Source organism: Bacillus sp. BR3(2024) (genome assembly GCF_039134555.1).
GTDB lineage: Bacteria > Bacillota > Bacilli > Bacillales > Bacillaceae_G > Bacillus_A > Bacillus_A cereus.
In genome coordinates this window covers 807974-831059 of the sequence record NZ_CP152433.1, presented here as the reverse complement: position 1 = coordinate 831059, position 23086 = coordinate 807974, and the positions used below count along the sequence as shown (strand labels likewise).

Sequence of the window (23086 nt, the reverse complement as noted above, 5' to 3'; positions counted from 1 at the left end):
ACTTTTATTTACAAGTCAAAACAATACGGTATTTTATTTCATTCGTCAAATACTTTTTTAAAGAAAACAAAAAACATTATCCGTTTTACGGATAATGTTTTCCTACAAAATAGCGCTAATTCAAGCTTTTATTCTATCGCATAGAAAAAGTTGAAACATTTTTCCAGCGCCAATATAAGGCAGTAAAGAAACGTCCTCTTCCACAACTATTCCAACAACATTCACTTTCTCATCTACAGGTAAATCATGTGTAGCAACTTGCATCTCCCCTGCATATCTACCGTACAATTCATTATCAATTGTAATGCTGCCTTTCTTTCTTACAATTGTATGCATCGGCTGTAAAACCACTCTATTTCCTTCCCTTGATTCTACAGATCGAATAACATCACGAGCCGGATCTAGTCTATTTGTATGCACTTGCTCCACCACTTTTAATACTTCTTTATCAGTTATAAATGATTTGTAACGCAATGGAATAATCCCTCTACTCGCACTAGCTACTTCTTGCATACTTTCCAAACTTGCGCTTATATCTCCAATCAATACTTTATCAACACCACAATCTTGAACAAGTTCTAAGTACGCTTCAAGCGGGCGCATATTGCGATGTTTTTCTAACGTTGGTAACCCTTCATATAACGGACCACGTTTTTCCGCGTCTCCTGGAATAAATGCCATCGTTTTTATTCCGCACTCCTGTAAATATTGATTTTGTTTTTGTAAGAAGGACTTTGCTAGTCCTGTCTCTGGACGTGGGTAAAAATTATGCCATGCTTCTACATTCTCTACTCTTATATGTTCTGCAAGTAATTCTTTCCAAAATGAATTTGTAATCGTACTCGCATTTAAAGCTACTTTCATCTTATGAGATACGCTTGCAATTTCTTTTGGCGCAATGCCGTAATCCATTCTTAAACCGGTAATGCCCCAGTCCAATAGCTCTTCCACATTTTCATATGTTAGCCCTAAATGGTGTAACGATTTTGGAGAAACATCAACCATTAGCTCCATTTCATGTGCAAGAGCTTGTTTCCCTAATATTTGAATTAACTCTTTATACGTATTTGGATCATCTTCTGGAATGTGCAGTGATGTAAAAATAGATGTAAACCCATTTTCCTTCGCTACTTTTAACCACTCTTCTTGTTTCTCTACTCGTTCTTTTGAAAGATAAATGGAAACTCCGATCATATAAATCTCCCTTTCTATTAATAGAAAAAGAGAAAGGAATCCCTTTCTCTATATGTTTTCTGCCATTTCTTCTTTAAATCCGAAGAAATACGTAAAGATAAATCCGAAAGCATATGCAATTACTAAACCTAAGAAATAGAGTAAATATTTATTGTCAGCAATTAACGGAATTAAAGATAGCCCTGATACGCCAATTCCAAGAGAAGCTGTTTGCATAACTGCTTGGAATGCACCACCGACAGCCGCTCCTAAACAAGCAGTAATAAACGGTTTCCCAAGTGGTAATGTCACCCCGTATAATAACGGCTCACCAATTCCTAAAAAGCCAACTGGCAATCCACCTTTAATTACATTTCGAAGTCGTTTGTTTTTTGTTTTCACATAAATCGCAATTGCTGCGCCCACTTGGCCAGCACCAGCCATTGCGAGCACTGGTAATAAAGGTGTTACGTGTGTTTGATTAATAAATTCCATATGAATTGGTGTTAAACCGTGATGCAATCCGACCATAACGAGAGGTAAAAATGTTCCCGCAAGTACTGCGCCAGCAAATGCTCCGCCAATATTTAAAATAGCATTAATTCCGCTCGTAATACCATCTGATAAGAAACCTGCTAATGGCTGAATGGCTAACATCGTTACGATACTTACAACTAATACAGTAATGAGTGGTGTCACGATAATATCAACTGCGTTTGGCACTGCTTTTCGAACTTGTCTTTCCACTACAACCATAAGCCATGCTGCAAAAATAACTGCAAACAATCCGCCCCGTCCGGGCACTAACGCTTCACCAAACAATTTTACGTTTGCCATCGCCGGGTTGAAAATTAAAATACCAGCAATTGCCCCAAGAACCGTTGTCCCGCCAAATTCTTTCGCTGTATTCCAGCCGACTAAAATTCCTAAGAATGTAAAGATACCGCCGCCAATGAGTAGTAACATTTGTAACCACGTTGCATTTGGATCAGCACCAGCATTTTTCGCAAAGTTAGCAACCCCGTTTATAATTCCTGACGCAACAAGCCCCGGAATTAATGGGATGAAAATACTTCCTATTTTTCGTAAAAAGTTTTTCACCGGTGTATTATTTTTCTTCTTAATCTCTGATTTCATCTCTTGCCCAATATCTTCAAGGTGATGATCTGCTACCTCACCAATTCGTAGTCCTGTCAAACCTTCCATTTCAGCTGCTACTTTATTTACTGTTCCTGGACCAACGACAACTTGAAGCGTCTCATCTTCTATAACACCCATAACGCCTTCAACTTTTTTCAAAAGGTCCATATTTACTTTACTTTCATCATGAAGCGTTAAACGTAGTCTCGTCATACAATGAGCAATACTACGAATATTTTTTATTCCACCAAGTTGCTCCGAAATTTCCTTGGCCATTCTCTCTTCTTTCTTCATAATAGAATCCCCCTCCCTATTACTTTATAGTGCTTTCTTCACAAACCCTTTTGCGTATTTTAGTTTCTCCAGTGCTTCCCCATACTCACACTGCAACAACACCATAACAATGGCAGCTTTTACGTTACGTTCTGCCTTTTCATAATACTCTGCCGCTACTTCATAACTAGCGCCTGTTGCTTCCACAATAATTCGTTTTGACCGTTCTACTAACTTTTCATTTGTGGATTGAACATCTACCATTAAGTTTTTATATACTTTTCCTACACCAATCATCGAAGCTGTTGAAATCATATTCAGCACTAATTTTTGTGCTGTACCAGCTTTTAAACGCGTTGATCCTGTTAATATTTCTGCACCTGTTTCTACTTCCACATTTAAATTTGCATATTTACTTATTTCAGCATTTTTATTACAAGAAATACTCGCTGTACTCGCTCCTACGCTCTGTGCGTATTTCAAGCCGCCAATTACGTAAGGAGTTCTGCCACTGGCAGCAATTCCAATCACTGTATCTTTCTCATTTAATCCAATACTTTTTAAATCTTCTTCTGCTAACTCTTCGCGATCTTCGGCACCTTCCACCGCTTTAGTAAACGCTTTCAATCCACCTGCTATAAATCCTTGCACCATTTTATCATCCGTGCCAAATGTCGGCGGACATTCCACTGCATCTAGGATACCTAAACGACCACTCGTACCAGCACCAATGTAAATTAAGCGTCCCTCTTCTTCAAAAGATTTAATAACAGTCTGTACAACCTTTTCAATTTGTTCTATCTCTTTTTCAACTGCTAACGCAACAGTTCGATCTTCTTCATTCATACTTTGCAATACTTCTTTTATGCTCATTTCATCCAGATTCATTGTTTTCTCATTACGATGTTCTGTCGATAAATTTTCTAACATATTTCCACCCTCTTTGAAATTATATTTCACACTTTTATTATAACTTCAAGAAACTAAAAATCAATAATCCTTTCTTATTTTATGAAATAAAATTTCACAACATGACATATTTGTGTCAAAGATAATAAAAAAGATGAGTCTCCTCATCTTTTCTTCTACTTTAACTTCCGTAACCGCAACGCTTCTTCTCGCGTCTCTATAAATTGATCCAATACTTTATTACCAATTCGATTGAAAGTAATAACATATAAAGCATCGATCATATTCAATTGTGTCATTCTCGAAGCAATACTCGCAATACGATGATCTTGTTCTACATCTGGCATACAAAGGCGAATATCCGCTTCTTTATATAGGGGTGATGATTGATCTAATTTCGTAATTCCAATAACAGTTGCACCTTGTCTCTTTGCATACTGCGCCATTTCAAGCACATCTTTCGTTCGACCAGATGTTGAAATCGCAACAAATATATCACCTTCTTTTAAATTCGTCACAAGTGGCAACATCATATGAAAATCAGATAGCATCATCGCTGTAAATCCAAGCCGCGTAAATTTATAAGCCCCGTCCATTGCTGGCGTAGCTGATCCACCTACTCCGTAAAATATAATTTTGCCCGCATTGACAATACGATCCGCTGCTTTCTCAAGTTCCCTCTTATCTATTGCAGTAACACTCGCCTCAATTGCAGCTTTATTCACATAAGTAACTTTATTAAATAAATCATACGGTCCATCTTCTGTATTCATCACTGAAAAATCGTTAATATTATAATCAGCAATCGTTAATTCACGAACGAGTGCTATCTTAAATGCTTTAAAACTTCCGATTCCAATCGATTTACAAAAGCGAACGACACTCGCTTCACTTGCTCCTGCATTCGTTGACACTTCTTTCGTCGTTAAATTCGGTACAATCTCTGCATTCTCCATTATGTACATGGCAACCTTCTTCTCAGCTGGTGAAAATTGATCCATATTACTTTCAATTTTAAATAGTAATGTTGAAGCTTTCACTATTTAACCTCCACTTCTTACAGTTGCGTTCACTTATTTTCTCTTGCTTCAAGAAGGTAATAACCATCATCGCCAGGAGGATGAAACACATTTACAATGCGATTCCCTTTTTGATAAACAGTTCTTTCCCCCTCTGTCCACTTCTTTTCCCAACCGTTCATCCAAATCGCAACATCAGGTAAAAAAGCAGTATATTTCAGCTTCTGACCGTACTCACCATCTGCTTCTTCCGAAAAAATAGAAACCGGAAAATCTTTCACTTTTGATTCTTTCCATGCAGTAAATGGTATACATACTGCAATAAGTACGATTACACCGATAACCTTCTCCTTCGTAATCTTCACACTTCCCTCTCCTTGTCATATCACATACATAGATTTTACCATAATTACAAACCCTTCATGCTATATGATCATTGCTTTTGGGAATAAAAAAAGAGCTTACCTACATCAGATAAGCCCTTCCTGTCTATACAAAATATTTCTTCAAAAGTGGCGGTGTAATAATCGTCGTCAATATAACAACAATAACAATCGCTGTGAAATTTTCTTTCGCTAATAAATTCGCCGTAAGTCCATTTGCTGCGATGATAAGCGCTACTTCACCACGTGATACCATCCCCGCACCAATACTGATAGAAGATTGGCGATTAAATCCTGTCAGTCTTGCGCCTAAGCCGGATCCGATTAACTTTGTGAAAATCGCAACGAGAGTCATAATAATAATGAACCAAAGCTGACTTCCAATGCCTTGAAATGTAATTTCCATTCCGATACTTACGAAGAATACTGGAACAAATATTGCATAAGCAATCGGTTCAATTTTATGTTCCACTTCATGCTTATACTCTGTTTGAGAAATAGCAATTCCTGCTGCAAATGCTCCAATAATGCCTGCAATTCCCATCATTTCACTGTAATAAGAAAAAGAGAAACAAATAATAAGAGCCGCGCTAATTAACGCTTCTGTTACACGAAGCGGGACAAGCATTTTCATAATCCAAGGAACGACTTTCCAAGCAATAAAAACAATACTTACAAAGAAAATAATTTTCTTTACAATGACAAGTGTTATATTCACATCTTGCGTTCCTAAAAAACTCATTACAAATGCTAATAAAATAACGACAATGACATCATCAAATACGGCAGCACCTAAAATTGTTGTACTTTCTCTCGTATTCATTTTTCCTAGATCACGTAGCGTCTGCACCGTAATACTAACCGATGTTGCGCAAAGTAATAACCCTAAAAAAATGGCATGGGATTGTATTAATCCAAACAGCAATCCTGTTACATAACCACCGATGAAAGGAAAAATAATTCCACCGGCCGCTACTGCAAACGACGATTTCAAATTCCGATTTAACTCTTCTAAATCTGTTTCAAGTCCCGCCATAAACATAAGTAACAAAACACCAATCTCACTCAATTCATCAATCAGTTCAGAACTATTAATAATACCAAGTACAGCCGGACCGATAATAATACCGACAATTAACTTACCAAGTACAGAAGGCTGACCAAGTCTTACACTAATGTCACCAGCTAATTTCGTACAAAGTAAAATGACGACAAGTTCAAAATAAAATAACATAGCATCTGCTCCTACTTTAACTTTAATCAGTGGGTCGTTAACCCCCGTCCATTTCTGCAAGTAGTTTCCCCTATTGATCCGCATTTTATTTGTCATATTTTTATTTGACAAAATATTCTGAATTATATTAAGATTAATCCAGCAATTTTAAAAAACTACATACCATAACTGCACCTCCACTTCCTTACTTACTCTTTTTTAATGGACTCATACTATAGTCGCAGTTATGGAAATGAAAAAACGGGGGGAGAGTCCAAAGTGAAGTCATTATTACGAAAAAAAGCGCTTAGTACTGAATCACCAAAGCAGCTAGCTAGAACATTAACTGCACTCGATTTAACATTTTTAGGAATCGGCGCCGTAATTGGGACAGGGATCTTTGTATTAACAGGTATTGTTGCAGCAAAACATTCTGGTCCTGGTATTATGCTATCATTCCTTATTGCTGCATTTACTTGTGCTTGTGTAGCCTTTTGTTACGCTGAATTTGCTTCTTCTATTCCTGTCTCAGGAAGTGTGTATACTTACGCATACATGACAGTCGGAGAAGTCGTCGCCTTCATCGTCGGATGGTGTTTAATGCTCGAATATTTACTTGCCGTTGCAGCAGTAGCTGTCGGTTGGTCTGGTTATTTGCAATCATTACTACAAGGGTTCAATATACACCTGCCCGCCATAATCGCCTCGGCCCCCGGCGTAGGAAAAGGTGGTCTCATCGATTTACCTGCTGTCTGTATTTTACTTCTTATTACGGGCCTTTTAAGTTTTGGTATACGCGAAAGCGCACGCATTAATAATATTATGGTTCTTATTAAGTTAGCCGTTATTATCGCCTTTATCGTAGCAGGTGCAAAATATGTAAAACCTGAAAACTGGACACCGTTCATCCCATTCGGATACGACGGTATTATTACTGGGGCTGCCACTGTGTTCTTCGCCTTCTTAGGATTTGATGCAATCGCAACAGCTGCAGAAGAAACGAAAAAACCGCAGCGTGACTTACCAATTGGTATTATCGGTTCTCTTCTTATTTGTACTGTTTTATATATGATCGTATCTTTCGTTTTAACAGGTATGGTTCCTTATACGCAATTAGACGTTTCTGATCCAGTTGCATTTGCATTGCATTTCGTTGGTGAGGATACAATTGCAGGACTACTCGCTGTTGGAGCGATGACTGGAATGACAACCGTTCTCTTAGTCGTTATGTATGGACAAGTTCGCGTTTCGTATGCGATGAGCCGTGACGGTTTACTTCCAAAAGCGTTAGCACGTGTAAATAAAAAAGTAAAAATCCCTTTATTAAATACGTGGATTACTGGCGTTGTTGCTGCTTTATTAGCAGGCCTTTTAGACTTACATTTGCTAGCGAATTTAGTAAACATCGGTACGTTAACAGCCTTTACATTCGTTTGCTGCGCAGTACTTATTTTACGAAAAACACACCCTGATTTAAAACGTGGATTCCGTACACCTTTCGTACCTGTATTACCAGTTGTCGCGATTCTTTGCTGCTTATATTTAATGATCAATTTGTCTAAAACAACATGGATTAGCTTTGCAGTTTGGCTTATAGTCGGCTTATGCTTCTATTTCTTCTACTCTAGGAAACATAGTCATTTAGCTATTGAAAAAACAAATGATGAAAAGAAAAAAGCATAACAAAATAGCTCGCCGTTTTAGCGGCGAGCTATCTTTCTGTACTATTATATTTTTTCGTCAACGATTGTAAAATGAAAAATATGCCGATGCAAGCTGTAAACCATGCCCAATTTCCTATTGGCGTTGCGTATTTCACAATTCCAATACCTACAAGCAATAGGAAAATAATCACCTGATATATGAGCTTCCACTTTTGCATATATTCCCTCCTTTACTTCGTTCCCTTCTTTTTATTCTTCCAGGCATTTAAACTATCAAAGAAGAAATTAATAAATAACGTGCCTAAACCCGCTAATAAAAACGTCATTAAAAATAAAACCCATATACTTTTTTCTTTTAAGAAATAATATCCTACAAGGAGCACAACCGCGATCCATACATATTCAAGAATTCTTTTTAGCTTTTTCTGTTCCAAATTATTCGCTCCTTCATTCTATGCTATTTTTAGTATAACAAAAAAGAAGCCTATCATGATAAGCTTCTTTTCTTCTCTCTTACTTGTTTATGCTTTTTTCAACGAGTGAAATTGCATATTCCATCGTACGATTCATTGTTTCTACCTGTGTATCTTTTACTTTTACATCTTTCACTACAGCTTCGGCCACTGTAATTTTTTGACTCAGTGCTTTCACTGAACCGTCCGTTACATTTGCATCTTGCGCTTTTTTCACTACTACTTTTGCAGATTCAATATTGATTTGTAATTTTTCTTTCGGTGTTTTCGGTTGTTCTACTACTTTAGATTGTACAAATGTTACATTAGCTGTTTTTAATTCGTTATATGTTTGAACGATTTGCTCTCCCGTGCTCCCTACATTTTCAAACACTTGTTTTGCATTATTATAGCTTTTCTCTAGTTCTTGAAATGCTTCCTTTGAATATTGACCTGGCTTATCACCAAACTCATACGTACCAGCTAACACTTCTTTCCCTTTTCCAAGCTCTTCATATAACGCGTTCACTTGCTCTAATTTCGTACGGTTAGAAAACTCATTGTACGCTGCTAATACTTCTGAAGAACTTAACGCTTTACTATATAATTTCGCAAGCGCGATTTGTCCATTTAACGGAATGCCACCATTTCCATTGCTATCAGGATCCGCTCCAAGTGCAAATGGTACATTTGGATGATACACTTTCCCTGTAGCTGGTTGGCTATTTACTTTTTTACCATCGACATAAATAGCTACTTCACTTCCGTTATACGTTCCTGTTAAATGATACGTTTTGTTCGCTTCTAATTGAACTCCAACACGTTTATAGCTGCCACCAATGTGAGCCCATAATTCAACATATCCACTTCCTGTAGACTCAAATCCAATTCCGCCGCTCTCTGTATTTTGCAAAATACCTTGGCCACGGATTTGATTCATTGAAAATACCGTTTCTAACGTAAATGTATTTGCTACTTTCTCTTTTTGTGCTGCTGAAAATGGAAGGTATCCAAATGTATTAGATTGTCCGTTTAACTTCATAACATTCTTTTTCAATGCTTTATCATATTCAATAGTCACATTGCCCTTCACATCACCTTTTGTACCAAATGGTGAATTGTCTTTAAATGTACCATCTGCAAAATTCACATCGAAAACATCAGCCTTTGGCACTTTTACATTCGGATCAATATCATCTTTTTTCGTAGTAATTTCTGCCGTTAAAGGCTGCGCACTTTCATTACCAAACGAATCAATTGCAACAACTTCAAGTGTATATATTTTCCCGCCATCTAACCCTGCCAGTGTAAACGTAAGATCTTTCGGCACTGGATCACGATAAAACTCTGAGAATGCTAACAATTTATTTTTCATTTCACCCGTTTGCTTATCTCTAGCCTGCACACGGTAAGAGTGAACAAGGAGGTTGTCCAACGCTTGTGGGAATGTTACTGTTGCCGCATTTTCTGTTACATTTGATACAGCAAGCTTTACATCCTTAGCAAAGTATGGCTTTTCTTTATCACGATCTTCTACATGTGTAAATGTTTCTTTCTTTGCTGGTAATTTAATTTTCCAAGGCTCGCCTGTCCAAGAATTCGTATGGAAATCACGACGATTAATCGTTACTTCTTTATCATCTACTTCTACTAATAAACCTTGGCTTAACGTACTAGCTCCTGGCGGGATATTCCCTTGTACTTTACCACCTTCAACTTCCATATAACTTACTGAAGATGTACCAACTGATGTAAAGTCTTTTTGATGTATCGATCTCGGATCATCTAATGGATAATGTGAATGACCTGAAAACGTAATAACTTGTGGGTATTCTTTTAATACTGCATTAATTTTTGCGCTATCTTGTGTTCCCCATTCATGACTACCGTATACTGTCTCTTTAATGTGTTGATGTAAAAATACAAAAATCGGTTTTTCTGGATCATCTTTTTGCGCTTTTGCCATTTCTTCTTTTAACCAATTAATTTGCTTGTCCGAATAATAGCCATGAGTTGTTCCATTCTCTGGAGACATAACAAGGAAGTGATAACCTTTTACCACTTTATGATAATAAATTGATTCCATACCTGTTTTTTCTAAGAAACGCTTCTGTGCGCCCTCTACAGATAAACCGTTCCAATAATCATGGTTACCAAGAGAATTCATTCTCACGGCATCTTTATTTGCATTTTCATTATACACTTGCATGAAACGATCATATTGCTGCACTGATCCTGTATCTGTGAAATCACCTACAATAACAAATGCATCTTGCTTTGGTGCTAGTGTATTAAACTGTTCAATCGCTCTTTTCCAGCGAAACGTATCATCTGTTCCACTGTTTTTAATATGCACATCACTTACAACTGGAAAAACTATCTTCTTCTCACTTGATGCCTTTTCTTGCTTTTTCTCTTCCGCCTTGACTGATGTACTCCATGGAAATGATACGAATGCTAATACAAAAAACATTAATAATCCAATAAGGCCTTTTACTTTTCTTAAAGCATTTCTGTCCACGTGAATCCTCCTCATAATAATTGATTCATTACAAGGGCTATTTTATCTAATACATGTTAATGTCGTTTAAATAACAAATGAACTTTATTAGATTTTTGTAAATATACAGTTAATTAGAAATTAAGTCCAACATTACTCGTACTATTGTATACAACCACCTTTTGTCTAAAAGAGTCTGATCATTCTTTTCCTATGACTATTCACATATAATCTTTTCTATAACACTAATGATAAGTTAAGGTTTAAGCCTATTAGACAATCTTAATTTTTAATATTTCCTTCTTTTTTTAACACATCGGCCATGCTTTTACATTTAATAGTAATAAAAGACAACTTAAAAGGAGGGGTTGTATTGAAGAATAAAAAAAATATCGGCTGTTTCGCTCCTTTATCTATTATTTGTCCAGACCCTTGTCCACCGCCCCCTCCTCCAAATCCAAATTGCGAGCGAGTAACAAATGAATTTGCAGGGAATTTCCTCATAACTAATAACACCATCTCCTCTGCCAAAGATGCATCACAATTAATGATACTATGGCAAAGTGATGGGATACTACTTATATCAGGTACTGTCTCGGTTTACAATAGTACTAGCAGCAACGAAGCAATTACAATTCAAATCGTTGGAACAGTAACCAATATTTTCACTGTGTTTCCTGGTAATACAATATCGTACACAGGAAAAGACCTACAGTCGATCAATATTATCAATATAACAAGTAATCCTTCACTATATTTAGAAGGCAAGTACTGTTGCGAATTTACATGTTGCTTATAGAATACCAATTTCATTATTTCCTTAATATAAAAAGCATACCGTTCACGGTATGCTTTTTATGAGATTGGATAACGTACTGTAATACAAAACTCTCCTTGATTAACAGTCGTTCCTGTCGTAGTAATTCGGACAGTAGTAAAATATCGGACAGTGAAAGTACCACTACTTTGTGGTTGTACAGTAATTGTATCAACCACTGTTGCACCTACTAAAAAATCAACTGTAATCGGGTTGGCACCTACATCATACTTCACGTAACCTGAACCATATACTTCTTGCGTGATATTATTTGTATATACAATTTGAGTACCAGCACCTGTAATAGACCAGTCTGTACATACTTGGTCTTGCACAAGTGTTTTATTAGAACAACAAGACAAACTGGAACTTCTCATTCCCATTTCGATCCTCTCCTATTCTGCTATGAAAGTGGATAACGTGTTGTAATACAAAATTCTCCCTGATACGTTCCAGCAGGTGTTGCAGGTAACACAACTTGTATACTATCAAAGCGGCGATACGTAAAAGCAATACTCGTTCCTGGGTTTAATGTTTGTGTATCAATTGTACCCCCAGCAGAATCAAGTACCTCTACAGTAATTGGGCCTGGTCCAACATCATATTTAACAAAACCAGTACCAATTACGTTTTGGTTAATATTATTTGTATAGAGAACATTATCAATTGCTGTTGCAACTACAGTAGCAGACCACGGACTACACACTTTATCTTGCACATAATTTTTATCTGGACAACAAGTTAATGCTGACCCTGAGCACTCACAAGACATAGTTGTTTCCCCTCTCTCTTTTATATTCCCTATATGTGTATGTCCCCCAGAGTCTTTTGCCTGTACTATTCATCTATTTTCAAAAAATATTCATGTGACTAGATAGATTCTGTTTTGTTTCTTTTTTTCATATATTTATAGACAAAGATACTAGCAACGATAAGAATAACGCCTCCTAATATCGGTAACATATATTGCCCAACAACATCCGCTGCTTTTTCCCAATGTGGACCTAATTTCATTCCAAAATAAACATACAAAGTCGTTAACGGGAACATTGCTACAAATGTATATATGCTAAATTTCCATATGTTCATTTTCGCCATACCACATGGAACAGAAATAAGCGTTCGAACTCCTGGCACAAAGCGTCCAACAAATGCTACAACCGGTCCATATTTCTCAAAGAAATCATCTGCTTTTTGAATTTGTTCTTCTTTAATGAAGAAGTATTTCCCGTATTTTATTAATAGAGGACGACCACCGTAATAACCGAGTGCATATAACGTTAAAGGTCCTGTCGTTCCGCCGAGGGTTCCGGCTAATACAGCAAGCCAAAAATTCATATCTCCCTCGTACACCCAATAACCAACCATGGGCAAAACTACTTCTGCTGGAATAAATTCAAACGTTAATGCTAACACAACTCCAAAATAAGAAAATTGCTTTAAAAACTCGATTATATCTAAAATAATTTGCTCCATATTTTCTACCCCAACTCCTATCCTACGTTTACGTTATGCTTTTCTTGTAATTGAACTGGCCCCATTTTTACAATTCGGTTCAAAATAAATAATACAATTCCAATATCATCTAAAATACCGATAAACGGTAAGAAGTCTGGAATTAAATCGAGCGGCATCGCAACATAACCAACTAAAAACGCAATAGATAAAATTTTCTTCTTTATTGAAACCTCTTTTGAAGTGAAAAAGTCAAATAGGAATGGAACAAATCGGCGAACATGAAATACAACTCTTAATCTACTAATAAGTTTTTTCATTTTTATATCTCCTCTCTTTGTATACAAAAAGGCCCCTACCAAACATGGTAAGGGTCCTAAAAAAGACAATAAGGGGCCTTTACCATTGCTGGTAAAGGTCTCACTAACAACGAAACGTTGCCAATAAAGCCGAGGGTTTCTCCCTGTAATGACGACTTTACTGTAATAAGTTACTCCCCTTTATATACACAATTTTATACAATCACATTAAAATATTTTGGAGGGCTTGTCAATATATTTTATATCCCACATCCTCCTGCTTAACATTCCGTAAAAACAAAAAACGTATAGGAAATTTCTTACTATCTCATAATATACATAATCATTTTTGAATGAAAGGAGAGGCTTCATTTGCATACCGTATGGAAAGGTGCCCTTTCACTTGGACTATTAAATATAGGAATCAAACTATACAGTGCCGTAGAAGAAAACGATATAAAGTTTTTAAGTCTTCATAAAGAATGCTTAACACCTATTAAATATAAAAAATTTGCTCCTGATTGTACGGATGAAGAAATTGATGATAAAGATATTGTAAAAGCCTATGAATACGCACCTCATAAGTACATTATTATGGATGAAAAAGAATTAGCTGAGTTGCAAAAAGCTCACGAACCAAGATCTATTCGTATTATATCTTTTATCCAAAATAACGAAATTGATTCTGTTCTCTACGATCGTTCTTATTTTATAGGCCCTACCTCAGGACATGAAAAATCATATTTATTATTAAAAGAAGCACTTGAACGTACGAATAAACTTGGTCTTATCCATATTTCCATTAGAAAAAAACAACATTTAGCTATTATCCGTAACTTTGAAGATGGGCTTATATTACAAACTATTCACTACCCTAATGAAATTCGCGATATAACAAATACACCTAACTTACCAAGTAACGAAAATTATCCGATTCAAAAACAAGAACTCACAGCAGCAATCAATTTAATCCACCATCTTACAAATCCTTTTGAACAAGAGATGTATACAGATGAGTATAAAGAAGCCCTTACCGAACTAATCGAAAACAAAATTGAACAACAGGAAAAAACCGAAACAATCTCTCCAACTCCAAACATCATCAATATTATGGAGACATTACAGGCAAGTATTGAACAAGCAAAAATAAAAAGAGAAAATAAAGCAGAAAAAGAGGCCAAATAAAATTGACCTCTTTTTTCTTTAAAGCGGATTACATTTTGGCATCTCAAGTCCAGACGATTGTGCTAATTTTAATAAGTAATAACATTCTTCTCTTGCCATATGATCCGCCATTCTAGCAGATAATGCACTTAATATTTCATTCGATAACTCCAGCTCTTCGACCTCATGGAGAAAATGCGAAAATAATTTTAACTCAAGTGAAACATCTTTTGTAAACTTCTTTAATGCAGGAAAATGATGAAGCTCTGTCCGTAAATACCCCGTCATTTCAACTGCCTTTAAATAAAATTGTTCAAAGTGCTTCGTAAATTCTTCGCTTTTCTCTTTTAATCTTTTTTCAACAAGATCTAATCCACCAGAAATAGACCCTGCATGGCCAGCCGCATCCGTTAACCAAACGAGATGATAATGTAATTCATGAAAAACAGGCGGAACTTCACCTTTATTTAAAAATTCTAACACAGTTATATACTCTTCTACTTCGTTTACCATATGATTGATGAAAGTTGGCGTAAAATGAATAGTGATTTTTCCCTCGAGTTGTTTCTGTATAATACTTAATTTAAACGTTCGTATTTCCTTTGCGGCTCGTTCTGCCTCTTTTGAAAACGCAATGAGATTCACATTACGAACTTTATTTAACAGATTCGTAAATGTTTCAACAAAATAAGTGGCCTTTTTTATATCCTCTTTTTCCTTCGGAGCTAATGCATCAAGTAAAAATTGCGAATGATCAGTAAGCACCTTTAGCCAAAATTGATGCTCAAACAATGCACTTTCTTCATAATTCCTCTCCACTAAATCCCCTCCGTTTATTCGTCCTTCTCTATCACTTGAATTTTATATCCATCTGGGTCTTGTACTACAATACTCTTCTCACTTTTGTTTTCTGTATATGCAATTTTATAAAACACTAACCTCTTCTTTAAGTTCTCTATGTTAGAAATTGAAAACATTAGTACATCAACCGAATCCGTAACACTCTTCTCACGCCCACCCAAACTACGATTCATTACAAAACTAACTCTCATTGAATCAGCATCATACCAAACCCCTGTTACATCTAATTGGGGTCTTTCTAAACTAGGCTTGATTCCTAAAATCCCTTCATAAAAATACAAAGTTTCCTTTAAGTTTTTCACTTCCAATACAATGAATTGTTTCACATTCTCCACATTCATTCCCCCCGTACCTATTACTTTTTTATATGTGTCATAAAGGCCTATTATGTCTGAATACAATACGTAGTGATGAAGAATATAGGGAGGTTTATTAATGGATAAATATATGAAATCATATGTGCCATATCATAGTCCTCAAGATCCTTGTCCTCCTATTGGTAAAAAATATTACTCTACCCCTCCTAATTTATATTTAGGTTTTCAACCGCCAAATTTACCACAATTCTCACCGAAAGAAGCACTACAAAAAGGAACCTTATGGCCTATCTTTTATGATTATTACGAAAATCCTTATAAAAAAGGGCGGTGACTACTGACGTGAACCAGCCACTACCAGAAGAGTATTATCGACTTTTAGAGAATCTCCAAGAATTAGACTTTGTATTAGTTGAACTAACCCTTTACTTAGACACCCACCCAGACGATACAGCAGCTATTAACCAATTTAATGATTTTTCCTATAAACGAAGAGTATTAAAACAACAGATGGAAGAAAAATATGGACCGCTTCAACAGTATGGAAATAGCTATTCTAATGCCCCTTGGGAATGGAGCAAAGGTCCTTGGCCATGGCAAATATAAAGGAGAGAAACTATGTGGATTTATGAAAAAAAATTACAATACCCTGTTAAAGTAGGAACTTGTAATCCAGCACTTGCAAAATTATTAATTGAGCAATACGGTGGTGCAGATGGAGAATTAGCTGCTGCACTACGTTACTTAAATCAGCGTTATACAATCCCGGATAAAGTCATTGGCCTCCTTACCGATATTGGTACAGAAGAATTTGCGCATCTTGAAATGATTGCTACGATGGTTTATAAGCTGACAAAAGATGCGACTCCTGAACAGATGAAGGCAGCTGGTCTCGACCCTCATTACGTCGATCATGACAGCGCACTTCATTACCATAACGCAGCTGGTGTTCCATTTACTGCAACCTATATACAAGCTAAAGGTGATCCAATTGCCGACCTATACGAAGATATTGCGGCTGAAGAAAAAGCGCGTGCCACATATCAATGGCTTATCAACCAATCTGACGATCCCGACATAAATGACAGTTTACGCTTTTTACGCGAACGAGAAATTGTCCATTCACAACGTTTCCGAGAAGCGGTTGAAATTTTAAAAGAAGAACGCGATAGAAAAATATATTTTTAATACACGTATCCTAGCGATATGTGTTTTTTTTACGTTAAAAGTTAAATCCTTCCTATTAAACATACAAATAGTATATTTATTCGATTTAATGCATTATTTTTTAATTTTTTCAAAATTCCCTATTGCTTTCTAGTCATCAGACCTTTAAAATAATAACAGTTACTCGACAAATTATTTGAATTTTCGACAAAAATACTCATTAGGAGGATTTTCTTTATATGCGTACAACTTTGAAACCAGCGCAAATACTTTCGATTAGTTTATTACTCTTCGCAGTTTTCTTCGGTGCTGGTAATATGATTTTCCCGCCCCTTCTTGGCCTTTCTTCCGGAGAAAATATGTGGGTTTCCATTACAGGGTTTATTATTACAGACGTCGGTTTATCTTTACTTGCTATCGTTGCTGTTGCCCTTGCTGGTGGTAGTTTTAACACTTTAGCGAGCCGTGTTCATCCAAAATTCGCAGCAGTATTCGCTATCATTATTTATCTTTCAATCGGCCCACTATTTGTTATTCCACGAACTGGATCTGTATCTTATGAAATTGGGATTGCACCACTTTTCCCAGATCAATGGTATTCTATGTTAGTTTTTAGTGCGATTTTCTTTACAGTCGTTTACTTCTTATCATTAAATCCATCCAAGCTAGTAGATCATATCGGTAAAATATTAACGCCAATTTTACTTGTAATTATTGCAATTATGGCAACAAAAGCGATTCTTTCACCAGGAACGTTTGCAGAGCCTATCGGTGACTATAAAGACATCCCGTTTTTCAAAGGATTTCTTGAAGGATTTTTAACGTTAGATGCAATTGGCGCTCTCGTACTATCAACAATTGTTGTAAATGCAATTCGTCAAAACGGTATACAAGAGAAGAAATCTATCGCGAAATATACAATCATTTGCGGAAGTATCGCTGCTCTATTCTTAACAATTGTTTACTTCTTACTCGGTTATATCGGAGCTTCAAACGGAAACTTGGGACAATTCGAGAACGGTGGTCAACTATTAGCAACTGTTATGTACCAATTCTTTGGGACAAGCGGTAATGTTTTATTAAGTATCGCCATTATCTTCGCTTGTTTAACAACAGCAATTGGTGTTGTAAGTGCATTCGCCAACTATTTCGCAACAGTATTAACAAATGTTTCTTACAAAAAGCTCGTACTATACGTTTGTATCTTTAGTTTCGTTATTTCAAACTTAGGATTAAGCTTATTAATTAAAATCACACTACCTGTATTAATTATTTTGTACCCAATTACAATCATTTTAATTTTCGTATCATTTATCGATAAATATACGAAACGTAAACCTTCTGTCTACATCGGAGCAATGATCGCAGCATTCATTATTAGCTGTATTCATGCACTTGATAATGTGGGAATGATACCAAGTTTTATCGCTAATATCGTACACACGATTCCTTTTTATAACTTAGGAATCGGCTGGATCGTTCCAGCAATAATTGGTGGTATAATCGGATACTTTATTCCGCAAACAGAAGCTGAAGGTGAAGTTTCTGCAAAGTAAAAAGAAGCAAGCATGAAATCCATGCTTGCTTCTTTTTCTCTTCACATCGTATGTTTAAACGTAAACAACTCTTCCTTTGACTGTACAGCAGATTGTTCCTCTTCTACAACTTCCTTCTTTATCTCTCCCCCTAATCGAACTTTCAACATCGCCTCTTCTAGACTTTTTACAATCATATTTCCTGAAAAAATGGTAAGCCCGAAAAATGTAATTGGGACGAGAGGAATCCATGGATGCACTGTTAAAGATCTAAAATAGACTCCAATTAGCCCTGACCATTCATGTGTGTAAGATTCTATTTCTTCTATCGGTCCTAAAAACTTAACCGTTCCGCCAAAGAATATTTCTAGTAACCCTAAGTGCAGTAAAATAGTAAGAGTCTGCGTAAACTGCTGAAAAAATACAAGTATAAACGTCATATAAAGGTGCGGGAAAAGATGCTTTATAACAATATGTCTTCTCGATCCACCTAATATGCGTGCGGCATCAACAAATTCCTCCGTTCGCAATTTACGAACTTCCTTCGCAACATACAGTGCAATAACTGGCATTACAAGCATTACAAGTAAGACAACTTGAAACGAAGCCCTTTCAAAAAAGGTTGTTGTTTCCTCCCCGCTTCCAAATGCATTTGCAGATTGAAGAAAAAAATACGCAATCATAACTGTCGGAATAACTGTAAAACTATCAAAGAAAGCCTCAATTTTTGAAAATCCTCTTTTTATATACGTTCCGAGTACGACACCGAAAAACACACCTATTACCATTCTAAGTGCCGCAATTAAAATAGATATACCAATCGTCCACTTCGCGCCTTCAATAACTAAATGTAAAAGGTCGTATCCTTTCCGATCTGTCCCGAGTAAAAATTGGAATGAAGGTGAAAACGGTGGCACTTGTGGATTTTCATCCGCATCATATTGCAATGTAACTTGTCTAATATGTCCATCATTCCATAACGTATTTCCGATGCTCAAAAGAACTAATAGGAGAAGAAACCCAATGCTTATCCAAAATCTTTTATCACGTTTTATATACGTCCACATATTATAATCTCTCCTTCATCGCAGCCGGAATGAGATAATGAAACAATTTAAATAAAATAAAAATCGGAATATATATAAGAAGCACACTAACGATGAAAACCTCAACTCTAATACCAAAATAAGATTTCAAAAACATAAAAATACCACCCGTATTAAAAATCCATTCTATAATATATAAATTAGATAACATAAAAAAGATATTCGTTTTCGCAAAGAATAATGTACTAAGCAACACATTTCGTAAAATATGACGATTTAAAATATGAAAGCGCCCCAGCCCTTTCGCCTTAGCAAATAGTACATAATCTTTTTCTAGTTCATTTTCAAAACGAAGCACGACCATTTTTACAAACATAATCGTAGTCGGGATGCTCAAACAAAGTATCGGCAATCCTCTAATTGACTCGCCTCCAATTGAAGCAATTTGAAAAGGTAAAAAACCTGTTTGTTTAAAAAACCATATAACTAAAATTTGTGATACTAAAATAAGAAGGATATCTGGAATAGATTCTAGGAAGATAAGAAATGATTTAATTCGATGTTGTATACGCGGTGAACTACTCATAATTACATAAACAATACAAAATGCTACAAATAATGAAATAAAAAAAGCAGCTAAAAAAATAATAATCGTTTCTTTATAATGGACGAACAGCTGCGGAAATAAAAATTTACCTTTCACATATTGCAAATTGGAAATATCCATTAAGTTCACAAACACTTCTTTTAAACTCTGTATGTACTTTGATACATCCAGCTTAAATCCATAAAACAATTTCGGCAGAGCCCCTAACATAATAATCCCCAAAATCGAAATAATAAATTGAATTGTCACTTCCATCCCATTCAGAAAAACTTTTTTGACCACGTTTTCCCTTCTCTCTCTTTATATTTTACTCTCTAATTTTATTCTTAATTTTCTGAATTGTAAATATTCAATCACAAAAAATCACTAGGTTATGATCCTAGTGATTCTTTATGCGCATGCCTTTCTCTTTTTGCAAACGGCATATACAAAATAAAACACCCAATAAGCGCTGCGAGTTCTAATGAAATAATATAGTAAGGATGCGGTCCTAACATATCGAGTAATGAAGCTGTTTCTGGCTTATGAGCTAAAAACATATAATTACCGCCTGTTTTATAATTCACAAACGAAACAAGCGGAATCAATATGTTTAAAAATATCATCGTACGCTTAATAGATTGCAAGGTCGGTCTATAGCCTTCCACCCAAGTCATAAAGAGTGGTGCCCAAATGAGCAATATATGCGCGATAAAATATTCAATGAAACGAAAATGCGGAAAAGCATACTGCAAGTTTGGCGTTAAAATAGCTTGTGATGCACCAATAATTCCCGTGAAAAATACAATCTCATATATGCGGTAACTTTTCGTTACGATCATAATCGACGCTAATAATAAACTAATCGTACATAATTCAAACGGTAATGAAGTAGCTAGCTCAAAAATCCCCGCTTTCCACTCCCACATATGAAGCCCAATTTCACTACCTATAAATAAAAATGCAATTGCATATCGAACCGTTATATTCCACTCACTTTGACGTAATACATCTTGGTATTGATACAGAAAAAATATCCCCACCAACATAATAAATAATATAAGGGCATGTTGCCTTGAGTATGGAATAAATGGTTTTAATGGGTGTGCGCTAAAATAAGCTTCCATCTTCCTTCCTCCTTTCCTCCATACAATATTATTGTAAGAAAGAAACGACGAGTCAATTCATTTGCTTACACTAGGACAACCTCTACCTTACATTTACATATTCATACCTTACAAAACTGTAAGGTTATTGTAAGCTAAAACGATTTGTCAGATTCTTTACCTCTTCTATACTTAATGTAGATACTAAAACGAACGAAAAGGTGATAAATAGATGAAGAAGAAAAATAAAGTGTTAATTACTAGTGTAGTAGCAATCGGAATTGCAGCTGGATCATACTTTGCATTTGCTGGTGGCGGTTCAGATGTAGCAATGGCATATAGCGGATATAAAGTAACCGAAAAACAAATCCAAAACGCGCAAAAATTTGGTGGCGAAGTTATTCCAAATGGAATTGAAACTATTTCATTCGATCCAACAAAAGGAACATATGAATTAGCTGTGAAAAAAGGCGATGAAGTGAAAAAAGGTCAGCTTCTATTTAAATACAATGATCCGACTGCGAAACAAGGTGTAACAGAAGCAGAAATGCAAAAGAAAATCGCACAAAAAGAAGTAACGTTGCTCCAAAAACAAATTGATGTAGCGAAACAAAAATTACAAAAAGATAAAAATTCAGGCCTTCCTGCTGAAGCATTAAAAGCATCAGAAGCCGAAGTTGGGCAATTAGAATCACAAATTGAAATGAAAAAGTTTGAAGTTGAAAAAGCTGATGAAATGATTAAAGCAGCAAAAGAGAAAGTAAACAATCTTTCTGTAACAAGTCCTGCTGATGGCGTAATTGATGATATCGTAAAAACTGCTGACGAAAAAACAGGTATGAGCGGAATTACTCTTCGTCACGCTGGTCAATTTAAAGTAAAAGGTCAAATTTCTGAATATGAGCTTGCTAGTATGAAAGTTGGGCAAGAAGTAACTGTTTCGTCAAAAACTGTCGCTGGTAAGACTTGGACAGGAAAAGTAACAGAAATCGGTTCTACACCATTAAAGAGCATGGATGAAAATAAAACTGTTTCTAACTATCAATTCACTGTCACATTAGATAATAGTGACGAATTACAAAACGGCTTCCACGTTTACGTAACAAGTAAATCTGGCGAAGCAACTGGTACAATTGTTCCGAAAAGCAGTATCGTGAAAAAAGGTGACAAAAATGTTGTCTTCGTTGTAAAAGACGGTAAGGCGAAAGAACAAGCAGTTACTGTTGAATTCGAGACTGATAGCGAAGCAAAAGTTTCTGGAGTGAAAAAAGGAGAGGAAATTATCTCTAAACCTGAAAAAGACTTAAAAGATGGTATGGAGGTTGTCGCCCAGTGATTAACTTAAAAGGCATCACGAAATCCTTCCAAAATGGTGCAGAGTCCGTTCAAATATTACACGGAATTGACGTAACACTGAACCAAGGAGAATTCACTTCAATTATGGGACCTTCTGGTTCTGGTAAATCAACATTAATGAACATTATCGGTTGCTTAGATAAACCGACGACAGGTACGTACGAACTAGCCGGTCAAAATATTTCAAACATGACTGAAACAGAACTTGCACACGTACGTAATAAAGAGATCGGATTCGTATTCCAAAACTTCATGTTATTACCGAGACTTACAGCGCTTCAAAATGTAGAACTACCTCTTATTTACGCTGGAGTCGATAAAAAAGAAAGACGCGAGCGCTCATTAGCCGCTTTAACAAAAGTCGGTTTAGCTGATCGCGCTACTCACTTACCGAACGAATTATCCGGTGGTCAAAAGCAACGTGTCGCCGTTGCCCGCGCAATCGTAAATAACCCGAAATTCATTTTAGCCGATGAACCGACGGGAGCACTTGATACGAAAACAAGTACACAAATTATGGACCTCTTTTACGAATTAAATAAACAAGGCTCAACAATCATTATGATTACCCATGACCGTGAAATCGGGGAAGCTGCAGCACGTCAAATTGTAATTCGTGACGGAAATATCGTCCAAGATTGGAGAGGTTAA

Annotated in this window: 28 protein-coding genes; 9 read left to right on the top strand and 19 right to left on the bottom strand. The window is 36.1% G+C overall.

What is annotated here, in order from left to right:
• Positions 1-120 precede the first annotated feature (120 nt).
• The 6 genes from V7S45_RS04310 to V7S45_RS04285 form a co-directional block, all read right to left on the bottom strand.
• Positions 121-1194 carry a MupG family TIM beta-alpha barrel fold protein gene (locus tag V7S45_RS04310; RefSeq protein ID WP_025688212.1) on the bottom strand — a complete coding sequence of 358 codons (1074 nt, stop codon included), beginning with the start codon at positions 1192-1194 and terminating at the stop codon, positions 121-123.
• A 48-nt stretch (positions 1195-1242) separates the two neighbouring features.
• Positions 1243-2607, bottom strand: coding sequence for a PTS transporter subunit EIIC (locus tag V7S45_RS04305; protein ID WP_257115874.1), 1365 nt, complete (start codon positions 2605-2607; stop codon positions 1243-1245).
• A 24-nt stretch (positions 2608-2631) separates the two neighbouring features.
• A complete protein-coding gene (murQ, locus tag V7S45_RS04300; protein ID WP_000892350.1) occupies positions 2632-3516 on the bottom strand; it encodes an N-acetylmuramic acid 6-phosphate etherase in 885 nt (294 codons plus the stop codon).
• Between the two features lie 155 nt (positions 3517-3671).
• Positions 3672-4535 carry a MurR/RpiR family transcriptional regulator gene (locus V7S45_RS04295; RefSeq protein WP_342761667.1) on the bottom strand — a complete coding sequence of 288 codons (864 nt, stop codon included), beginning with the start codon at positions 4533-4535 and terminating at the stop codon, positions 3672-3674.
• Between the two features lie 29 nt (positions 4536-4564).
• Complete coding sequence (locus V7S45_RS04290) at positions 4565-4879, bottom strand: hypothetical protein (RefSeq protein WP_000704958.1); 315 nt, start codon at positions 4877-4879, stop codon at positions 4565-4567.
• Positions 4880-5003: 124 nt separating this feature from the next.
• Complete coding sequence (locus tag V7S45_RS04285) at positions 5004-6215, bottom strand: cation:proton antiporter (RefSeq protein ID WP_113732246.1); 1212 nt, start codon at positions 6213-6215, stop codon at positions 5004-5006.
• A 117-nt stretch (positions 6216-6332) separates the two neighbouring features.
• Between V7S45_RS04285 and V7S45_RS04280 the strand changes: the two genes are divergently transcribed.
• The gene (locus V7S45_RS04280) at positions 6333-7793 is read left to right on the top strand and encodes an amino acid permease (RefSeq protein ID WP_002040681.1); all 1461 of its coding nucleotides are present in this window, start codon (positions 6333-6335) and stop codon (positions 7791-7793) included.
• Between the two features lie 28 nt (positions 7794-7821).
• Here V7S45_RS04280 and V7S45_RS04275 read toward each other — a convergent pair whose 3' ends face one another.
• From V7S45_RS04275 to V7S45_RS04260, 4 genes are all read right to left on the bottom strand, one after another.
• Positions 7822-7992, bottom strand: a complete 171-nt coding sequence (locus V7S45_RS04275; RefSeq protein ID WP_001174839.1) for a hypothetical protein — start codon at positions 7990-7992, stop codon at positions 7822-7824.
• Between the two features lie 12 nt (positions 7993-8004).
• Positions 8005-8208, bottom strand: coding sequence for a hypothetical protein (locus tag V7S45_RS04270; RefSeq protein ID WP_000435797.1), 204 nt, complete (start codon positions 8206-8208; stop codon positions 8005-8007).
• 79 nt (positions 8209-8287) lie between these two features.
• On the bottom strand, positions 8288-10747 hold the full coding sequence (locus tag V7S45_RS04265; RefSeq protein WP_342761666.1) for an FN3 and LamG domain-containing metallophosphoesterase family protein: 2460 nt from the start codon (positions 10745-10747) through the stop codon (positions 8288-8290).
• Between the two features lie 261 nt (positions 10748-11008).
• Positions 11009-11257, bottom strand: coding sequence for a hypothetical protein (locus V7S45_RS04260; RefSeq protein WP_002025365.1), 249 nt, complete (start codon positions 11255-11257; stop codon positions 11009-11011).
• Between V7S45_RS04260 and V7S45_RS04255 the strand changes: the two genes are divergently transcribed.
• Positions 11142-11525 carry an S-Ena type endospore appendage gene (locus tag V7S45_RS04255; protein WP_225989749.1) on the top strand — a complete coding sequence of 128 codons (384 nt, stop codon included), beginning with the start codon at positions 11142-11144 and terminating at the stop codon, positions 11523-11525. The two genes, V7S45_RS04260 and V7S45_RS04255, sit on opposite strands and share 116 nt — an antisense overlap.
• A 56-nt stretch (positions 11526-11581) precedes the next feature.
• Here V7S45_RS04255 and V7S45_RS04250 read toward each other — a convergent pair whose 3' ends face one another.
• The 4 genes from V7S45_RS04250 to V7S45_RS04235 all read right to left on the bottom strand — a co-directional run bounded on the left by V7S45_RS04250 (position 11582) and on the right by V7S45_RS04235 (position 13318).
• Positions 11582-11926, bottom strand: coding sequence for an S-Ena type endospore appendage (locus tag V7S45_RS04250; protein WP_000525819.1), 345 nt, complete (start codon positions 11924-11926; stop codon positions 11582-11584).
• 20 nt (positions 11927-11946) lie between these two features.
• The gene (locus V7S45_RS04245) at positions 11947-12315 is read right to left on the bottom strand and encodes a DUF3992 domain-containing protein (RefSeq protein WP_001277537.1); all 369 of its coding nucleotides are present in this window, start codon (positions 12313-12315) and stop codon (positions 11947-11949) included.
• Positions 12316-12413: 98 nt separating this feature from the next.
• Positions 12414-13019, bottom strand: a complete 606-nt coding sequence (locus tag V7S45_RS04240) for a DedA family protein (protein ID WP_000435017.1) — start codon at positions 13017-13019, stop codon at positions 12414-12416.
• Positions 13020-13036: 17 nt separating this feature from the next.
• Positions 13037-13318, bottom strand: a complete 282-nt coding sequence (locus tag V7S45_RS04235; RefSeq protein ID WP_025688202.1) for a DUF1232 domain-containing protein — start codon at positions 13316-13318, stop codon at positions 13037-13039.
• A gap of 351 nt (positions 13319-13669) precedes the next feature.
• On the opposite strand from V7S45_RS04235, the gene V7S45_RS04230 reads away from it, so the two are divergent.
• On the top strand, positions 13670-14482 hold the full coding sequence (locus V7S45_RS04230; RefSeq protein WP_000557737.1) for a Ku protein: 813 nt from the start codon (positions 13670-13672) through the stop codon (positions 14480-14482).
• Positions 14483-14500: 18 nt separating this feature from the next.
• Here V7S45_RS04230 and V7S45_RS04225 read toward each other — a convergent pair whose 3' ends face one another.
• On the bottom strand, positions 14501-15280 hold the full coding sequence (locus tag V7S45_RS04225) for a DUF2935 domain-containing protein (protein WP_000440988.1): 780 nt from the start codon (positions 15278-15280) through the stop codon (positions 14501-14503).
• 14 nt (positions 15281-15294) lie between these two features.
• Positions 15295-15723, bottom strand: coding sequence for a VOC family protein (locus V7S45_RS04220; RefSeq protein WP_162837398.1), 429 nt, complete (start codon positions 15721-15723; stop codon positions 15295-15297).
• Between the two features lie 34 nt (positions 15724-15757).
• Here V7S45_RS04220 and V7S45_RS04215 point away from each other — a divergent pair, with 34 nt between their 5' ends.
• The 4 genes from V7S45_RS04215 to brnQ all read left to right on the top strand — a co-directional run bounded on the left by V7S45_RS04215 (position 15758) and on the right by brnQ (position 18362).
• On the top strand, positions 15758-15973 hold the full coding sequence (locus V7S45_RS04215; protein ID WP_000362187.1) for a spore coat associated protein CotJA: 216 nt from the start codon (positions 15758-15760) through the stop codon (positions 15971-15973).
• Positions 15970-16245, top strand: coding sequence for a spore coat protein CotJB (gene cotJB, locus V7S45_RS04210; protein WP_002157501.1), 276 nt, complete (start codon positions 15970-15972; stop codon positions 16243-16245). The genes V7S45_RS04215 and cotJB overlap by 4 nt, the downstream gene beginning before the upstream one ends.
• 12 nt (positions 16246-16257) lie before the next feature.
• A complete protein-coding gene (gene cotJC / locus V7S45_RS04205) occupies positions 16258-16827 on the top strand; it encodes a spore coat protein CotJC (protein WP_000265278.1) in 570 nt (189 codons plus the stop codon).
• 218 nt (positions 16828-17045) lie between these two features.
• A complete protein-coding gene (gene brnQ / locus V7S45_RS04200) occupies positions 17046-18362 on the top strand; it encodes a branched-chain amino acid transport system II carrier protein (RefSeq protein WP_001260934.1) in 1317 nt (438 codons plus the stop codon).
• 41 nt (positions 18363-18403) lie between these two features.
• Here the strand turns inward: brnQ and V7S45_RS04195 are convergent, their stop codons facing one another.
• From V7S45_RS04195 to V7S45_RS04185, 3 genes are all read right to left on the bottom strand, one after another.
• Positions 18404-19408, bottom strand: a complete 1005-nt coding sequence (locus V7S45_RS04195; RefSeq protein ID WP_000269966.1) for an ABC transporter permease subunit — start codon at positions 19406-19408, stop codon at positions 18404-18406.
• Between the two features lies 1 nt (position 19409).
• Positions 19410-20276, bottom strand: a complete 867-nt coding sequence (locus V7S45_RS04190; protein WP_000239670.1) for an ABC transporter permease subunit — start codon at positions 20274-20276, stop codon at positions 19410-19412.
• 89 nt (positions 20277-20365) lie between these two features.
• Entirely contained in the window at positions 20366-21100 is a 735-nt protein-coding gene (locus tag V7S45_RS04185) for a TIGR02206 family membrane protein (RefSeq protein ID WP_000388698.1), read from the bottom strand.
• Positions 21101-21311: 211 nt separating this feature from the next.
• On the opposite strand from V7S45_RS04185, the gene V7S45_RS04180 reads away from it, so the two are divergent.
• Both V7S45_RS04180 and V7S45_RS04175 read left to right on the top strand, forming a co-directional pair.
• Positions 21312-22415: an efflux RND transporter periplasmic adaptor subunit gene (locus tag V7S45_RS04180; protein ID WP_025689750.1), complete on the top strand. Its 1104-nt coding sequence runs from the start codon at positions 21312-21314 to the stop codon at positions 22413-22415.
• Complete coding sequence (locus tag V7S45_RS04175; RefSeq protein WP_000609104.1) at positions 22412-23086, top strand: ABC transporter ATP-binding protein; 675 nt, start codon at positions 22412-22414, stop codon at positions 23084-23086. Before V7S45_RS04180 ends, V7S45_RS04175 begins: the two co-directional genes overlap by 4 nt.

Excerpts from the sequence above, each read along its gene's own strand:
- V7S45_RS04240 (WP_000435017.1), bottom strand. The coding sequence starts at position 13,019 with ATGGAGCAAATTATTTTAGATATAATCGAGTTTTTAAAGCAATTTTCT.
- V7S45_RS04245 (WP_001277537.1), bottom strand. The coding sequence starts at position 12,315 with ATGTCTTGTGAGTGCTCAGGGTCAGCATTAACTTGTTGTCCAGATAAA.
- cotJC (WP_000265278.1), top strand. The coding sequence starts at position 16,258 with ATGTGGATTTATGAAAAAAAATTACAATACCCTGTTAAAGTAGGAACT.
- V7S45_RS04195 (WP_000269966.1), bottom strand. The coding sequence starts at position 19,408 with ATGTGGACGTATATAAAACGTGATAAAAGATTTTGGATAAGCATTGGG.
- V7S45_RS04280 (WP_002040681.1), top strand. The coding sequence starts at position 6,333 with ATGGACTCATACTATAGTCGCAGTTATGGAAATGAAAAAACGGGGGGA.
- V7S45_RS04185 (WP_000388698.1), bottom strand. The coding sequence starts at position 21,100 with ATGGAAGCTTATTTTAGCGCACACCCATTAAAACCATTTATTCCATAC.
- V7S45_RS04215 (WP_000362187.1), top strand. The coding sequence starts at position 15,758 with ATGGATAAATATATGAAATCATATGTGCCATATCATAGTCCTCAAGAT.
- murQ (WP_000892350.1), bottom strand. The coding sequence starts at position 3,516 with ATGTTAGAAAATTTATCGACAGAACATCGTAATGAGAAAACAATGAAT.
- V7S45_RS04285 (WP_113732246.1), bottom strand. The coding sequence starts at position 6,215 with ATGCGGATCAATAGGGGAAACTACTTGCAGAAATGGACGGGGGTTAAC.
- V7S45_RS04250 (WP_000525819.1), bottom strand. The coding sequence starts at position 11,926 with ATGGGAATGAGAAGTTCCAGTTTGTCTTGTTGTTCTAATAAAACACTT.
- V7S45_RS04180 (WP_025689750.1), top strand. The coding sequence starts at position 21,312 with ATGAAGAAGAAAAATAAAGTGTTAATTACTAGTGTAGTAGCAATCGGA.
- V7S45_RS04310 (WP_025688212.1), bottom strand. The coding sequence starts at position 1,194 with ATGATCGGAGTTTCCATTTATCTTTCAAAAGAACGAGTAGAGAAACAA.
- brnQ (WP_001260934.1), top strand. The coding sequence starts at position 17,046 with ATGCGTACAACTTTGAAACCAGCGCAAATACTTTCGATTAGTTTATTA.
- V7S45_RS04275 (WP_001174839.1), bottom strand. The coding sequence starts at position 7,992 with ATGCAAAAGTGGAAGCTCATATATCAGGTGATTATTTTCCTATTGCTT.
- V7S45_RS04235 (WP_025688202.1), bottom strand. The coding sequence starts at position 13,318 with ATGAAAAAACTTATTAGTAGATTAAGAGTTGTATTTCATGTTCGCCGA.
- V7S45_RS04305 (WP_257115874.1), bottom strand. The coding sequence starts at position 2,607 with ATGAAGAAAGAAGAGAGAATGGCCAAGGAAATTTCGGAGCAACTTGGT.